The sequence below is a fragment of the Pseudomonas sp. Emmai genome (assembly GCF_055179735.1).
This window is the reverse complement of the sequence record NZ_CM143685.1, coordinates 2226915-2242812: the sequence shown is the minus strand read 5'-3', so window position 1 is coordinate 2242812 and position 15898 is coordinate 2226915. Positions and strand designations below refer to the sequence as shown.

Sequence of the window (15898 nt, the reverse complement as noted above, 5' to 3'; positions counted from 1 at the left end):
TTCAGCGTTCCAGGTTACCGAATATGGCGCAGCGGACGGGACTCGAACCCGCGACCCCCGGCGTGACAGGCCGGTATTCTAACCGACTGAACTACCGCTGCGCGTAGCGCTGAAAGTGGTGGGTGATGACGGGATCGAACCGCCGACATTCTGCTTGTAAGGCAGACGCTCTCCCAGCTGAGCTAATCACCCTTTACCTTCGTTGCGGGGCGCATTATGCCACAGGTTTTCGTAAAGTGTTGATTTAATTGAATATTTTTTCAAATAAATCCGAAAACCGGTGAAACGATACATCCCGCGGGAACAACAGACAGAAAAAAACCCGCGTGAGCGGGCTTTTCCGTGGTGACCTGGCGTTCAGCGTTCCAGGTTACCGAATATGGCGCAGCGGACGGGACTCGAACCCGCGACCCCCGGCGTGACAGGCCGGTATTCTAACCGACTGAACTACCGCTGCGCGTAACACTAAGAACGAATGGTGGGTGATGACGGGATCGAACCGCCGACATTCTGCTTGTAAGGCAGACGCTCTCCCAGCTGAGCTAATCACCCTTCGTTTCGGTGTGGCGCGCATTCTACGGAGCACCCCCACCTCTGGCAAGCACTTTTTTAATTAATTTATTCAGGCCTTCCAAAGGCTTAGAGAAGGGTTGGCCTATGGCGCCGCGAAGAGAATAATGCCCCCCTTTGTATAAAGGAGAGACTCGCCCCATGTGGTTCAAAAACCTGCTTATCTATCGCCTGACCCAAGATCTGCCTTTTGATGCCGAGGCGTTGGAAACTGCACTGGCGACCAAACTGGCCCGTCCATGTGCAAGCCAGGAGTTGACCACCTACGGTTTCGTCGCGCCGTTCGGCAAAGGCGAAGATGCTCCACTGGCGCACGTCAGCGGTGACTTCCTGCTGATCGCCGCCCGTAAAGAAGAACGCATTCTGCCGGGCAGCGTCGTGCGCGACGCGGTCAAGGAAAAGGTCGAAGAGATCGAAGCCACGCAAATGCGCAAGGTCTATAAGAAGGAACGCGACCAGATCAAGGATGAAATCATCCTGGCCTTCCTGCCGCGCGCCTTTATCCGTCGCTCGTCGACGTTCGCCGCCATCGCGCCGAAACAAGGCCTGATCCTGGTGAACTCGGCGAGCCCGAAACGCGCCGAAGACCTGCTGTCGACGTTGCGTGAAGTGATCGGCACCCTGCCGGTACGTCCGCTGACCGTAAAAATGGCCCCGACCGCCACCATGACTGACTGGGTCAAGACCCAGAAAGCCGCGGACGACTTCTTTGTGCTGGACGAGTGCGAACTGCGCGACACCCACGAAGACGGCGGCATCGTGCGCTGCAAGCGTCAGGACCTGACCAGCGAAGAAATCCAGCTGCACCTGAGCACCGGCAAAGTGGTGACTCAGTTGTCCCTGGCGTGGCAGGACAAGTTGTCGTTCATGCTCGACGACAAAATGACCGTCAAGCGCCTGAAGTTCGAAGACTTGCTGCAGGACCAGGCGGAACAGGACGGCGGCGACGAAGCCCTGGGCCAACTGGACGCGAGCTTCACTTTGATGATGCTGACCTTCGGCGACTTCCTGCCGGCGCTGGTTGAAGCGTTAGGTGGCGAAGAAACTCCGCAAGGCATCTGACAGCCTTGAAGGGCGCCTGCCTTGATGGGCAGGTGCCTGTACAAAAGATCGCAGCCTTCGGCAGTTCCTACTGAAATCGCATTCCAAAGTAGGTACTGCCGAAGGCTGCGATCTTTTTTTACAGGCCGCGTATGCTTAGCTCCCTAACGCTTTCACATAATAAGGAACAGGCCATGCGCGCACTGGCTGCATTGAGTCGCTTTGTCGGCAACACCTTCGCTTACTGGGTACTGATTTTCGCCGTCCTGGCGTTCCTCGAACCGACCTGGTTCATTGGCCTGAAAGGCGCCATCGTGCCGCTGCTGGGGCTGGTGATGTTCGGCATGGGTCTGACCCTCAAACTTGAAGACTTCGCCGAAGTCGCTCGCCATCCTTGGCGCGTCGCGTTGGGCGTGGTCGCGCATTTCGTGATCATGCCGGGGATGGCGTGGTTGCTCTGCCAGGTGTTTCACCTGCCACCGGAAATCGCCGTCGGCGTGATCCTGGTCGGTTGCTGCCCGAGCGGCACGTCGTCCAACGTGATGACCTGGCTGGCGCGCGGCGACCTGGCGCTATCGGTGGCCATCGCCGCCGTCACCACCCTCCTCGCCCCGCTGCTGACCCCGGCGCTGATCTGGCTGCTGGCCTCGGCCTGGCTGCCGGTGTCGTTCATGGAGTTGTTCTGGTCGATCCTGCAAGTGGTGCTGCTGCCGATCGTGCTTGGCGTGGTCGCGCAACGGCTGCTCGGCAACAAAGTGCGTCACGCGGTAGAAGTGCTGCCGCTGGTGTCGGTGGTGAGCATCGTGATCATCGTTGCAGCGGTGGTTGCGGCCAGTCAGGCCAAGATTGCCGAATCCGGCCTGCTGATCATGGCGGTGGTGATGCTGCACAACAGTTTCGGCTACTTGCTGGGTTACTTCACCGGGCGCCTGTTCAAGCTGCCGCTGCCCCAGCGCAAGTCCCTGGCACTGGAAGTCGGCATGCAGAACTCCGGATTGGGCGCCGCGCTGGCCAGTGCGCACTTCTCGCCTCTGGCGGCGGTGCCGAGCGCGTTGTTCAGCGTGTGGCACAACATTTCCGGGGCGCTGCTCTCGACGTATTTCCGCCGCATGAGCGAGAAAGAAGATCGGGAAATAGCGGCGCGGCAGGCGACTGAATAAGCGGCAAACTTGATCCCCGGATTAATGATGGGCACTCTATGGCGCAACGCGAGGACGACCTCGCGGCTCGATCGAGTCATTAATCTGGGGACGACCCCGTCAATCGATGGAGGTCTCTCATGTCCTGGATCATTCTGTTTTTCGCCGGTTTGTTCGAAGTCGGCTGGGCCGTTGGCCTGAAATACACCGACGGCTTCAGCCGCCCTCTTCCCACTGCGTTAACCGTTGCCGCCATGGCCATCAGCTTGGGCTTGCTCGGCCTTGCCATGAAGGAATTGCCGCTGGGCACGGCCTATGCAATCTGGACCGGCGTGGGCGCGGTGGGCACGGTAATCGCCGGGATCATTCTGTTTGGTGAGTCCATGGCGCTGTTCCGGCTGGCCAGTGTGGCGTTGATTATTGCCGGGTTGGTGGGGCTTAAGGTCAGTGCATAACCATTAGATCGCCTTCGCGGGCAAGCCACAAAACCTGTAGGAGCAAGGCTTGCCCGCGATGGCGCCCTCAACATCACCGACTATCTGACTGCCCCGCGCAAATCCCCGACCAACGCCTGCAACTTCGCCGGCTCCGCCACTTCAACCGCCACCGCTGGCCCCGCCACCAACGTCACCCGCGACCACAACCGGCGGAACAAGCCCTTGGCCGGATCGCGACTGAAGAAACTCCCCCACAACCCTTGCAACGCCAGCGGAATCACCGGCACCGGTGTCTCTTCGAGAATCCGCGTCAGCCCACCCTTGAACTCGTTGATCTCACCGTCGGCGGTCAATTTGCCTTCCGGGAAGATGCACACCAGCTCGCCGTCCTTCAGATACTGGGCAATGCGCTTGAAGGCCTTTTCGTAGATCTGGATGTCTTCCTGGCGTCCGGCGATAGGAATCGTCCCGGCGGTGCGGAAGATAAAGTTCAGCACCGGCAGGTTGTAGATTTTGTAGTACATGACAAAGCGAATCGGCCTACGCACCGCGCCGCCAATCAGCAAGGCATCGACGAACGACACGTGGTTGCACACCAGCAATGCCGCACCTTCGTCGGGAATCAGGTCCAGGTTGCGATGCTCCACGCGGTACATGGAATGGCTGAGCAGCCAGATCATGAAACGCATGCTGAACTCGGGAACGATGCTGAAGATGTAGGCGTTGACGCCGATGTTGAGCAGCGACACCACCAGGAACAGTTGCGGGATCGACAGTTTCACCATGCTCAGCAGCACGATCGAGACAATCGCCGAGACCACCATGAACAGCGCGTTGAGGATGTTGTTGGCGGCAATCACTCGCGCCCGCTCGTTCTCGGCGGTGCGTGACTGAATCAGTGCATACAGCGGCACGATGTAGAAACCACCGAAAACCCCGAGCCCGAGAATGTCGATCAGCACCAGCCAGGTGTGGCCGAAACCCAGGACTTCGATCCAGCCATGGCCGGTCACGCTGTCCGGAATGCCGCCGGAATGCCACCACAGCAGCAAGCCAAACACCGTCAGGCCGAACGAGCCGAACGGCACCAGGCCGATCTCGACTTTGCGCCCGGACAGCTTCTCGCAAAGCATCGAACCGAGGGCAATACCGACCGAGAACACAGTGAGGATCAGCGTCACCACGGTTTCGTCGCCGTGCATCCATTCCTTGGCGTAGGCCGGGATCTGCGTCAGGTAAATCGCCCCGACAAACCAGAACCACGAGTTGCCGACAATCGACCGCGACACCGCCGGGGTCTGCCCCAGGCCCAGCTTCAAAGTGGCCCAGGACTGGGTAAAGATGTTCCAGTTCAGACGCATTTCCGGGGACGCGGCGGCCGCGCGGGGAATGCTGCGGCTGGCCAGGTAACCGAGCACTGCGATACCGACAATCGCCGTGGAAACCAGGGGCGCGTAATGCCCGGACGACATCATGATCCCGGCGCCAATGGTCCCGGCCAGGATCGCCAGGAACGTGCCCATTTCCACCAGGCCGTTGCCACCCACCAGCTCTTCTTCACGCAAGGCCTGGGGCAGGATCGAATACTTCACCGGCCCGAACAGCGCCGAGTGAGTCCCCATGGCGAACAGCGCCACCAGCATCAGCGACAGGTGATCGAACAGGAAGCCGACCGCACCGACCGCCATGATGGCGATTTCCCCGAGCTTGATCAGACGGATCAGCGCGTCCTTGGCGAATTTTTCCCCGAACTGCCCGGCCAACGCCGAGAACAGGAAAAACGGCAGGATGAACAGCAGCGCGCACAGGTTGACCCAGATCGAACGGTCACCGTCGATGGTCAACTTGTACAAAATGGCGAGGATCAGCGACTGCTTGAAGATGTTGTCGTTGAACGCCCCAAGGGACTGGGTCACGAAAAACGGCAGGAAACGCCGGGTGCGAAGCAAGGTGAACTGTGAGGGGTGACTCATCTTCCGTGTTTCCCTGATGTTAGGTAGAGAGTGGCGTGGAGACGGTTATTGGAATGCCGAACGCCGATCCAGGCCACACATTACCTAATCTTTGCAGGTTATTTCTTTAATCCTGCGATACACGGCGAGACAAACAGCTCGCCACGCCAGGCGCCCTGCACCGTTCGCTTGCCGACAATCAGCCACATCACTGCCAGCAACGCCACCAACACGCAGCCAAACATGCTGAAGAAAGTCAGGTTCAAGGTGCTCGCCAGTTTCAGCGTCGCCAGGGAATACACGCCCAGCGGGAAGGTAAAGCCCCACCAACCGAGGTTGAACGGGATGCCGGCGCGCAGGTAACGCACGGTGATCAGCACCGCGATCAGCATCCACCACAACCCGAAGCCCCACAGCGTGATCCCGGCCACCAGCCCCAGCCCGGCAGCGATTTCACCGACGCCTGGCAAACCGTTGGCGGCAAAGATCGCCGGAGCATCGGCGCCCAGCAGCAACATGCCCAGCGCCCCGGTGCCGATCGGGCCGAGGGCCAGCCAGCTCGAAGCGGCCATGTTTTCGTGAGGCAATTTATGCAGGGCCATGCGCAACAACAGGATGGTCAAAATGCTGAACGCCACCGGCAGGGAAAACGCCCACAACACGTAGCTGGTCACCAACACCACCAGTTGCGAATGGGCCTCGGCCAGGTGCGGCGCCAACAGGCCACCGCTGGCGGCGGCCACTTCCGCGGCCACGACGGGCAACAGCCAGACGGCGGTCATCTGGTCAATGCTGTGTTCCTGGCGGGTAAACATCATGTATGGAATCAGCACGCCGCAGGCCAACGACATCGCCACGTCCAGCCACCACAGTACCTCGGCGACCTGAATCACCCCGTCGCCCCAACGCGGCAAACCGAACACCAGGAAGCCGTTGATGATGGTCGCCAGGCCCATGGGGATGGTGCCGAAAAACATCGAGACCGTGGAATGCCCGAAAATCCGCCGCGCCTCATCGAAGAACAGCACCCAACGCGCGGCGTACAGCCCGGTGAACAACACGAACAGAAAGATATTGAACAGCCACAACCCCTCGGCTACCGCAGGCAGACCGGGGATGGCCATGGGCAATTGCGCCAGCGCCAAGGCCAGCACGCCGGTGCCCATGGTGGCGGCGAACCAGTTCGGGGTGAATTGGCGAATCGCTTCCAGCGGGCGCGGAAGAAGACTTAAAGGTTTGTTACCGGGCTTGGCAGCGTTGGGGCAGATCATGGCGAACTCCTGTCCTCTGATGAGGTAGAGCCCATGGTAGAACCGAATCGAATATCTATATAACGGGTAATATCTCTAACTGTTATCTGTTTTGCAGATATATGTCAGACGCTGCCTTCTGATTCGATCACCAGGATCCGCGCCGCGCCCAGCGGATGCGCCACATGTTCGGTGCCGACCGACGCATAAAAAATATCGCCGACGTCCAGCAAGACCGCCTGTTCGACACCGGCTTCGCGGTAATGCATCCGTACTTGCCCATCGAGCACCACGAACACTTCCTGACCATCGTTGACGTGCCATTTGTACGGCTGATCGGTCCAGTGCAAACGGGTAGTGATGCCGTTCATATTGGCGATGTCCAGCGCGCCCCAGGCACGCTCGGCGGTGAAGGATTTGCTGCGGATGATCTTCATGGGACGGTCCGTCGAATGGGTGGCTGCGCCAAGGCTAACGGTCATCCGGCATCGGCGCTACAGGCTTTCACTGCACGCTGACGCATCAATCCCAGCAACGCACCCACAGCCAGGATGATCAGCACCGCGCCATAGCCATCGGTGGTCGCGATCAGCCCAAACGAGCGGGTCAGATTCCCCGCCAACAACGACGGCAGGCAGAACGCCAGGTAACTGAGCGCATAAAACGACGACATCAGTCCCGCCCGCTCATGGGACAACGCCAACGGCACGAGGCTGCGCACGGCCCCCAGGAAACCGGCACCGAAACCGCATCCGGCCACCAGCGTACCGATGAAAAACAGCGACAGGCCGGCGCTGTGGACGGCGATCAGGATCAGCACAACGCCGATGGGCAGCAGACTGGCGCCCAGGCGCAGCACTTTGTCCGCTGGCCGATTGCGCAAGGTGTAGATCATCAGCGCACCGGTCACCGTCAACGCCGCGACCGTCGCGCCGCCGATCAGGTTCGAGGTCGAGCCCGTGGCCGTGCGTACCAGCGACGGGGCCAGGGAAGCGAAGAAACCACCCAGCGCCCATACAGCGGTGTTGATCGGCAGCACCGACCACAAGGTCCGCCGCGCCTGGACCGGCACGTGCAAGGTCGGTCGCAGCGACGCCCAGGCGCCCGGTTGCGCGCTGACGCTTTCCGGCAGGCGCCAAACGTACAGCGCCTGCATCACGAATAGCGCCAGCAATACCCAGAAGGTCAGTTGCAACGGCAGCGGCGCGAACTCGGCCAACAACCCGCAACCCATCGCCCCGATGGCCATGCCCAGCAACGGCGCCACGCTATTGATCAGCGGCCCTTGCTGGCGATCGGTATCCAGCAGCGCGGCACTTAATACGGCGGTGGCCATCCCGGTGGCGAAGCCCTGAAGCACCCGGGCACTGATCAGCCAAGTGACGCTGTCGGCGTTGATAAACAGCAACATCGCCAGCATGTTCAGCAGGATCGCGGTGAAGATCACCGGTTTGCGCCCGAGGAAATCCGAGAGCGAACCGACGGTCAGCAGCGCTACGAGCAAGCTGAGGGCGTACACGCCGAAGATCAGAGTCAGGGTCGCGGCCGAGAACTGCAACTGCTCTTGATACAGGTGATACAACGGCGTCGGCGCCGTGGAAGCGGCGAGAAAACTGAGTAAAGTGAACGCCAGAAACCACAGGCTTGCACGGTTTGACGTAGGACGAGACATGGGCACACTCCGCAAAAGCTAAGTTTTTGCTTTTGCGGAGTGTGCTACTCGCTAGCGCTTAAAGCAAATTCTTTGTGTTAAGGTCCGCCGCATGGCTATTAGGGACCTGTCATCACTTATTTCCTGCGTCGCGTTGCCACCTGAAAGCGGGCCAGGCAAGGCGCAGTCCGTAGGTAATGTCGTTTCCTTGCCAAGGGCTGCAACGCAGCATGGCCCGCTTTCAGGTGACAACCCGGAGGGCCGGGCCTGCTGTTGCGCAGGCCTGCGTTGCTCGTCGTTCATTTGAAAAAACCAAACCACACTCCTCGCGCCTTGGCCTGCGCAACAGCAGACCCGGCGCGACGCAGGAAATAAGTGATGACAGGTCCTAGTTTACGCCCGGGTGGCCGCAGTGCCCGGGTGCAGGAGTCGGTTCACTCGGCAGTCCGCGATCTCCTCGAAATGCAGGAGCGCTCCACCGTGACCGTGCCGCAAATCGCCGCGCGCGCGGGGGTGACGCCGTCGACGATTTATCGACGTTGGGGCGATTTGTCGGTGTTGCTGGCGGACGTCGCCCTCGCCCGCCTGCGTCCCGATAGCGAGCCGGCCAACACCGGCAGCCTGCGCGGTGATTTGCGCGCCTGGGGCGAGCAGTATCTGGATGAGATGAGTTCGGAGCTTGGGCGCAACCTGTTGCGCGATGTCCAATGCAGCTCTACCCCAGGCTTTTGCACGGCGATCATTGGCGGGCAGTTGCAGAGCATTCTGGATCGCTACCCTGACCAGCCGCTGCCGAGCGTCGATCGGCTGATCAACCTGATCGCGGCGCCGACGGTGTTTCGCGTCCTGTTTTCGGCGGTGCCACTGGAGGTTGAAGAGTTGCATCGGTTGATTGAGATGGCGTTGAGTCAGTGAGGCCGCCTTCGCGGGCAAGCCTCGCTCCTACGGATATCATCGTCTGTAGTAGAGAGCGGTGCGACGATTCGATTTGCCCGCGAAGAGGCCTACCCAAACCACCACCATCTGCCTGACACAAAACCCTGCGACACCCCGCCACGCCACGACCTTGGTCGACACTGACGAACCCACGCCATCGTGCGAGACTGTCGGTCCGGGCCTGAACCCCGGATGTCTTTTGCCGGGAGTTTCCATGTCGCTGTCCAGCGGGCTGATCGCCGCCGTTGCCCTGGCCTATATGGCCATCATGTTCGCCATCGCCTTCTACGGCGACCGTCGCAGCACGCCGTTGCCGCCGCGAGTGCGCGCGTGGGTGTACAGCCTGTCGCTGGCCGTCTATTGCACAAGCTGGACGTTCTTTGGCGCCGTGGGCCAGGCCGCCGAACAGCTCTGGTCTTTCCTGCCGATCTACCTCGGGCCGATCCTGCTGCTGGTGTGCGCACCGTGGGTCCTGCAAAAAATGGTGATGATCAGCAAACAGGAGAACATCACCTCCATCGCCGACTTTATCGCCGCGCGCTATGGCAAGTCGCAATCGCTGGCGGTGGTGGTGGCGCTGATCTGCCTGGTCGGCGTGTTGCCCTACATTGCGTTGCAGCTCAAGGGCATCGTGCTCGGGGTGAACTTGCTGATCGGCGCCGGAGCCGACGCCATGGGCACGCGCGCCCAGGACACGGCGTTGATCGTGTCCCTGGTGCTGGCGCTGTTCACCATTGTCTTCGGCACCCGCAACCTCGATGCCACCGAACACCACCGCGGCATGGTGCTGGCGATTGCGTTCGAATCGCTGGTCAAGTTGTTCGCGTTTCTCGCGGTCGGTGCGTTCGTGACCTACGGCTTGTACGACGGATTCGACGACCTGTTCGACCAGGCCATGCTCGCCCCGCGCCTGGAAGAGTATTGGAAGGAAACCATCAACTGGCCGTCGATGGTGGTGCAGACCGGCGTCGCGATGATGGCGATCATCTGCCTGCCCCGGCAGTTCCACGTCACGGTGGTGGAGAACATCGAGCCTCAGGATCTGCGCCTGGCCAAGTGGGTGTTCCCGGCCTACCTGGCATTGGCAGCACTGTTTGTCGTCCCGATCGCCCTGGCCGGTCAGATGTTGCTACCGAGCTCCGTACTCCCGGACTCCTTCGTCATCAGCCTGCCGCTGGCCCAGGCCCACCCGGCGCTGGCGCTGCTGGCGTTTATCGGCGGCGCTTCGGCGGCCACGGGCATGGTGATCGTGGCCAGCGTGGCGCTGTCGACCATGGTCTCCAACGACATGTTGTTGCCGTGGCTGCTGCGCCGTAACAATGCAGAGCGTCCCTTCGAAGTGTTCCGCCAGTGGATGCTGTCGGTGCGTCGCGTCACCATCGTGGTGATTTTGCTGTTGGCCTACGTCAGTTATCGCCTGCTCGGCTCCACCGCCAGCCTGGCGACCATCGGCCAGATCGCCTTCGCCGCCGTGACTCAATTGGCCCCGGCGATGCTCGGCGCGCTGTACTGGAAACAGGCCAACCGTCGCGGTGTGTTTGCCGGCCTGGCTGCCGGGACATTCCTGTGGTTCTACACCTTGGTTCTGCCGATTGCCGCCCACAGCCTCGGCTTGTCCCTGAGCACGTTCCCGGGGCTGGCCTGGTTGCACAGCAACCCGCTGCACCTGCCGCTGACCCCGCTGACCCAAGGCGTGGTGTTGTCGCTGGCGGCCAACTTCACGTTGTTTGCCTGGGTCTCGGTGCTGTCGCGCACGCGGGTTTCGGAGCACTGGCAGGCCGGTCGTTTCATTGGCCAGGAAATCAGCGCCCGGCCCAGTGCACGCTCGATGCTGTCGGTGCAAATCGATGATCTGCTGCAACTGGCCGCGCGTTTTGTCGGTGAAGAGCGCGCCCGCCAAAGCTTTATCCGCTTCGCCTATCGCCAGGGCAAAGGCTTCAATCCGAACCAAAACGCCGACGGCGAATGGATCGCCCATACCGAACGTTTACTCGCCGGTGTCCTCGGCGCGTCTTCGACGCGGGCTGTAGTAAAAGCCGCCATCGAAGGTCGGGAGATGCAGCTGGAAGATGTCGTGCGCATCGCCGATGAAGCGTCAGAAGTGTTGCAGTTCAACCGCGCGCTGCTGCAAGGGGCGATCGAAAACATCACCCAGGGCATCAGCGTGGTCGACCAGTCGTTGAAACTGGTGGCCTGGAACCGGCGCTATCTGGAGTTGTTCAACTACCCGGACGGTTTGATCAGCGTTGGCCGGCCGATTGCCGACATCATTCGCTACAACGCCGAGCGCGGCTTATGCGGCCCGGGCGAAGCGGAAGTCCACGTCGCCCGCCGCCTGCACTGGATGCGTCAGGGCCGTGCCCATACCTCGGAGCGGCTGTTCCCCAATGGTCGCGTGATTGAGCTGATCGGCAACCCGATGCCCGGCGGTGGTTTCGTCATGAGCTTCACTGACATCACCGCGTTCCGCGAAGCCGAGCAGGCGCTGACCGAGGCCAACGAAGGCCTGGAACAACGGGTGACCGAACGGACCCACGAACTCTCGCAACTCAACGTCGCCCTCACCGAAGCCAAAGGCACCGCCGAGTCGGCAAACCAGTCGAAAACCCGTTTTCTGGCGGCGGTCAGCCATGACTTGATGCAGCCGCTGAACGCCGCACGGCTGTTCTCCGCCGCCCTGACCCATCAGGACGACGGCTTGTCCGTTGAGGCGCAGAAACTGATCCATCATCTGGACACTTCGTTGCGTTCGGCCGAGGACTTGATCAGCGACTTGCTGGACATTTCCCGCTTGGAAAACGGCAAGATCAACCCCGATCCCAAGCCGTTCGTGCTCAATGAGCTGTTCGATATCCTCGGCGCCGAATTCAAGGCACTGGCGCAGGAACAAGGCCTGAAATTCCGCCTGCGCGGCAGCACGTTGCGGGTCGACAGCGACATCAAGTTGCTGCGACGCATCCTGCAAAACTTCCTGACCAACGCTTTTCGCTACGCCAAAGGCCCGGTGCTGCTGGGGGTTCGGCGGCGAAAGGGCGAACTGTGCCTGGAAGTCTGGGACCGTGGCCCGGGGATTGCGGAAGATAAACGGCAAGTGATTTTCGAAGAGTTCAAACGCCTCGACAGCCACCAGACCCGCGCCGAGAAGGGCCTGGGCCTGGGCCTGGCGATTGCCGACGGCTTGTGCCGGGTGCTCGGCCATACCTTGCAGGTGCGCTCCTGGCCGGGGCACGGCAGCGTATTCAGCGTCAGCGTGCCGCTGGCTCGGGCGCAGACCGTGGTGCCGAACACCGTGGTCGAACTCAACGGCAAATTGCCGACAGGTGCGCAGGTGCTGTGCATCGATAACGAAGACAGCATTTTGATTGGCATGAACAGCCTGCTGACGCGCTGGGGTTGCCAGGTCTGGACTGCGCGCAACCGTGAAGAATGCGCAACGTTGCTCGATGACGGGATGCGGCCGCAGTTGGCCCTGGTGGATTACCACCTGGACGATGGCGAAACCGGGACCGAGTTGATGGCGTGGCTGCGCACGCGATTGGGTGAGCCGGTGCCGGGGGTGGTGATCAGTGCCGACGGGCGCCCGGAAATGGTGGCGCAGGTGCATGCGGCGGGGCTGGATTATCTGGCCAAACCGGTGAAACCGGCGGCGTTGCGGGCGTTATTGAGTCGGCATTTGCCGTTGTGAATGAGGCCTAAAAAACAACCCAAAACCTGTGGCGAGGGAGCTTGCTCCCGCTGGGCTGCGAAGCAGCCCCAATTCCTGCCACTATGACTGCCAGGCACATCGCGCTGACTGCTTTACGACTGCTGCGCAGCCGAGCGGGAGCAAGCTCCCTCGCCACAAAAGCGGTTACTCGGGTAGCTCAGCCAACCCATCCACATCGGTCATCGCCCGTTCCAGCAAATCCGCCGGCAAGCTCTTGCTCGCCCGCGCGCCCAGCAACTTCAATTGCTCGCTACGGCTGACCAGGTTGCCGCGCCCTTCCGTCAGCTTGTTACGCGCCGAGCTGTAGGCTTTATCCAGTTGCTGCAAGCGATTGCCGACTTCGTCCAGGTCCTGGATGAACAACACGAACTTGTCGTACAGCCACCCCGCCCGCTCGGCGATTTCCCGGGCGTTCTGGGTCTGGCGTTCCTGTTTCCACAGGCTGTCGATGACGCGCAGCGTGGCGAGCAAGGTGGTCGGGCTGACGATCACGATGTTGCGGTCGAAGGCTTCCTGGAACAGCGTCGGCTCGGCCTGCAATGCCGCGGAAAATGCCGCTTCAATCGGTACGAACAACAGAACGAAATCCAGGCTGTGCAAGCCGTCCAGTCGCTTGTAATCCTTGCCGGACAAGCCTTTGACGTGATTGCGCAGGGACAGCACGTGCTGCTTGATCGCGATCTGGCCGATGGCATCGTCTTCGGCCGCAACGTATTGCTGATAGGCCGTGAGGCTGACTTTGGAGTCGACCACCACTTGTTTGTCGCCGGGCAGGTAAATGATTACGTCCGGCTGGAAACGCTCGCCGTCCGGGCCTTTGAGGGTGACTTGGGTCTGGTACTCGCGGCCCTTCTCCAGCCCGGCGTGTTCAAGCACGCGCTCGAGAATCAACTCGCCCCAGTTGCCTTGAGTCTTCTGTCCTTTCAAGGCACGGGTCAGGTTGGTCGCTTCGTCGCTCAGGCGCAGGTTCAGTTGCTGCAAGCGCTCCAGCTCCTTGGCCAGGGAAAAGCGCTCGCGGGCCTCGGCTTGATAGCTTTCTTCGACGCGTTTTTCGAAGGACTGAATGCGTTCTTTCAACGGATCGAGCAACTGCCCCAGGCGCTGCTGACTGGTTTCGGCAAATCGCTGCTCACGCTCGTCGAAGATCTTGCCCGCCAGTTCGGCAAACTGCGCCCGCAATTCATCGCGCGAGCCCTGGAGGTCGTTGAGGCGCTGCTGATGGCTTTCCTGCTGCTCGCGCAGCTCGGCGTTGAGGGAGGCGGCTTGCGCGTCCAGGCGACGCAACTCAGCCTCTTTGCCGGCGCGCTCGATATTCCAGGCGTGGGCAGCGTCGCGGGCATCGTCGCGTTCGATTTGCAGCAGTTCGACTTCACGGCGCAGCGCGGCAAGATCAGCTTGCTTGGTGGAGTTGGCCTGGCTCAGATCGCCGATTTCGTCGCGGCATGCATCGAGCTGGGCGTTCAAGCCGTCCTGGGCCAATTGGGCCATGGCCAGCCGCTCTTCCAGCAACGCCACGTCCGCCTGCCCGACGCTGGCCCGGCGCTGGATTTGCCAGGCCAGTGCCAGCAATGGCAATGCTGCCCCTGCCAGACCGAGCAAGATGCTGGTCAAGTCGATAGCCATAGCCACTCCTGCCGTTGAGATAAAGCTTGAAGGTTAACCAAGGCGTCAGGTCTTGGACAGCTCAGTCTTCGGTCAGCCCCAATTCCCGCTGGGCGCGGCGGTCACCGGCGCGGGCGGCCTGGCGCAACATGTCGTGCCCGATGCGCCGATCCCGGGCGTTACCGCACTCGCGGCACATCAATTGACCCAGACGGCTTTGCGCAGCGACCACACCTTCGCGGGCCGGTTGCTTGAGCAATCGTCCGGCAAAGTGTTTGACGTTGGGGTTATCGCCCAGGCGCGGGCTGTCCAGAAGCCACTCGGCCACACGCAGGGAAAAGCGCTTGGTTGGGGTAACAACAGGGGGTGTTGCGGTAACAGCGGTTGATACTGAGCGAAACTTCATAAAGCACTGTGGGGCAGATCGGAAGGCGCGCCACTCTACTCTTTTTTTCGTACAGGTAAAGTCGAAAAAACCCGGCACGCCCGTCCTAGAGCAAGCGCTTGGGACAATCCACAGAAGCTGTGGATAACTCAGTGGACAACCCACCTTGAACTCTCGCAAAGCCCTGTGGAATGGGGCTCGCAGTCAAACTGACGATTTTTTCACCAGTAAAAAAAAGCGATGTTTTTCATTGACTTAAATTTTCATTACAGGCACCTACCGGGTTTGATGCCAAGGTGACAGCGGCGTGACAGTCTGCGCAACTAATGTGCACAAGTACCTTCGCGGTGGTTATATCGATGCACTTTTTCGGCGCATTTTGCAGCCAAGCCTGGGGATAAGCCTGACTGGCGCATGGCCCCGTAGCCGCTGCCGAGCGACGCGAGGCTGCGTTCGACTGCTTCGCTGCCGCTACAAGCCTGAAGAAAACTTTTTTTTGCTGACACACTTCCTTTCTCAAATTCAATCCGTTAGTATCCGCGGCGTTAGTACCAAGCTGAAAGTCAATTCTGGTCGAACAAATCCCCCCGGTCAGCCTTCCCTTAGAGAAGCCTCCACCGACAAAGCGGGATCGACCACCTCGATGGTTTCCAGGTAAACCTTGTGTCAACACTGCCTTTGAAATGAATGCAAAGGGTGTTGCGAAGCTCACTTACTCTGACCGAACCAGCCTGCAAATTGATCAGGATCTTCACCCCGGGCCCAGAACCTTTGCCCTTGATGTGTTGCCTGCCCTCCTAAGTACCTACCTGCCAGCCCAAGCGCGCCAATTATCAGCGCTTCAAACTGTCTGCTTTGTTCCAGTCGGGTTCTTCGTTCGACCAACGGTGGTCGTCGTCACTGGAACGTTTAAATTTTGCACGGCTCTTACTCCGTGTCGCTTGTAGGAACACCTAATAATGTCTACTCAAATCCACACTCAGGATGCCATTCGCACCCTAACCAACGCTTTTGCACCAATGAACTGCCTGATCATGGCCGCTCGCAAAGGCTGCTTCAGCTTCACTCTGGTCAACGAACACGGCATCGCTCGTCACAGCGAACGCCTGTACCCCGATCAATACTCCAGCGCTGAACCGCTGCAGGCCGTGATCGATCGTACTCGTCAGGCACTGGTTGCCTGAGACGCCAGAAAGACTGAAAACCGCAAAAGCCCTGCTCAAAAAGCG

At 60.5% G+C, this 15898-nt stretch carries 12 protein-coding genes and 4 tRNA genes; 6 read left to right on the top strand and 10 right to left on the bottom strand.

Annotated features, from left to right (window positions below; genetic code table 11):
* Positions 1–24 precede the first annotated feature (24 nt).
* The 4 genes from ACY4LX_RS10190 to ACY4LX_RS10175 all read right to left on the bottom strand — a co-directional run bounded on the left by ACY4LX_RS10190 (position 25) and on the right by ACY4LX_RS10175 (position 552).
* Positions 25–101 (bottom strand) — tRNA-Asp (locus ACY4LX_RS10190).
* Positions 102–116: 15 nt separating this feature from the next.
* Positions 117–192: transfer RNA gene (locus ACY4LX_RS10185), tRNA-Val, on the bottom strand.
* 188 nt (positions 193–380) lie between these two features.
* Positions 381–457 (bottom strand) — tRNA-Asp (locus ACY4LX_RS10180).
* Positions 458–476: 19 nt separating this feature from the next.
* Positions 477–552: transfer RNA gene (locus ACY4LX_RS10175), tRNA-Val, on the bottom strand.
* A gap of 159 nt (positions 553–711) precedes the next feature.
* On the opposite strand from ACY4LX_RS10175, the gene rdgC reads away from it, so the two are divergent.
* The 3 genes from rdgC (at position 712) to sugE (ending at position 3205) form a co-directional block, all read left to right on the top strand.
* Complete coding sequence (gene rdgC / locus ACY4LX_RS10170; RefSeq protein WP_149656925.1) at positions 712–1632, top strand: recombination-associated protein RdgC; 921 nt, start codon at positions 712–714, stop codon at positions 1630–1632.
* A 173-nt stretch (positions 1633–1805) separates the two neighbouring features.
* Positions 1806–2771, top strand: coding sequence for a bile acid:sodium symporter family protein (locus tag ACY4LX_RS10165; RefSeq protein WP_463259811.1), 966 nt, complete (start codon positions 1806–1808; stop codon positions 2769–2771).
* A gap of 119 nt (positions 2772–2890) precedes the next feature.
* A complete protein-coding gene (sugE, locus tag ACY4LX_RS10160) occupies positions 2891–3205 on the top strand; it encodes a quaternary ammonium compound efflux SMR transporter SugE (protein ID WP_027922462.1) in 315 nt (104 codons plus the stop codon).
* Positions 3206–3285: 80 nt separating this feature from the next.
* On the opposite strand, the gene ACY4LX_RS10155 is transcribed toward sugE, so the two are convergent.
* The 4 genes from ACY4LX_RS10155 to ACY4LX_RS10140 all read right to left on the bottom strand — a co-directional run bounded on the left by ACY4LX_RS10155 (position 3286) and on the right by ACY4LX_RS10140 (position 8061).
* Positions 3286–5160: an MFS transporter gene (locus tag ACY4LX_RS10155; protein WP_463259810.1), complete on the bottom strand. Its 1875-nt coding sequence runs from the start codon at positions 5158–5160 to the stop codon at positions 3286–3288.
* A gap of 98 nt (positions 5161–5258) precedes the next feature.
* Complete coding sequence (locus ACY4LX_RS10150) at positions 5259–6410, bottom strand: TDT family transporter (protein ID WP_463259809.1); 1152 nt, start codon at positions 6408–6410, stop codon at positions 5259–5261.
* Between the two features lie 104 nt (positions 6411–6514).
* Positions 6515–6826 (bottom strand): cupin domain-containing protein, encoded by a 312-nt coding sequence (locus ACY4LX_RS10145; RefSeq protein ID WP_463259808.1) that lies wholly within the window; start codon positions 6824–6826, stop codon positions 6515–6517.
* 41 nt (positions 6827–6867) lie between these two features.
* A complete protein-coding gene (locus tag ACY4LX_RS10140; RefSeq protein WP_463259807.1) occupies positions 6868–8061 on the bottom strand; it encodes an MFS transporter in 1194 nt (397 codons plus the stop codon).
* 357 nt (positions 8062–8418) lie between these two features.
* Between ACY4LX_RS10140 and ACY4LX_RS10135 the strand changes: the two genes are divergently transcribed.
* Together ACY4LX_RS10135 and ACY4LX_RS10130 are read left to right on the top strand one after the other, a co-directional pair.
* The gene (locus tag ACY4LX_RS10135; RefSeq protein ID WP_463259806.1) at positions 8419–8955 is read left to right on the top strand and encodes a TetR/AcrR family transcriptional regulator; all 537 of its coding nucleotides are present in this window, start codon (positions 8419–8421) and stop codon (positions 8953–8955) included.
* Between the two features lie 235 nt (positions 8956–9190).
* Positions 9191–12661: a hybrid sensor histidine kinase/response regulator gene (locus ACY4LX_RS10130; protein ID WP_463259805.1), complete on the top strand. Its 3471-nt coding sequence runs from the start codon at positions 9191–9193 to the stop codon at positions 12659–12661.
* Positions 12662–12826: 165 nt separating this feature from the next.
* Here the strand turns inward: ACY4LX_RS10130 and ACY4LX_RS10125 are convergent, their stop codons facing one another.
* Together ACY4LX_RS10125 and ACY4LX_RS10120 are read right to left on the bottom strand one after the other, a co-directional pair.
* Complete coding sequence (locus ACY4LX_RS10125) at positions 12827–14191, bottom strand: DNA recombination protein RmuC (RefSeq protein WP_169374230.1); 1365 nt, start codon at positions 14189–14191, stop codon at positions 12827–12829.
* Positions 14192–14366: 175 nt separating this feature from the next.
* A complete protein-coding gene (locus ACY4LX_RS10120) occupies positions 14367–14690 on the bottom strand; it encodes an SEL1-like repeat protein (protein ID WP_149656933.1) in 324 nt (107 codons plus the stop codon).
* Between the two features lie 938 nt (positions 14691–15628).
* Between ACY4LX_RS10120 and ACY4LX_RS10115 the strand changes: the two genes are divergently transcribed.
* Entirely contained in the window at positions 15629–15853 is a 225-nt protein-coding gene (locus ACY4LX_RS10115) for a hypothetical protein (RefSeq protein ID WP_003214941.1), read from the top strand.
* The last annotated feature ends 45 nt before the right edge of the window (positions 15854–15898 follow it).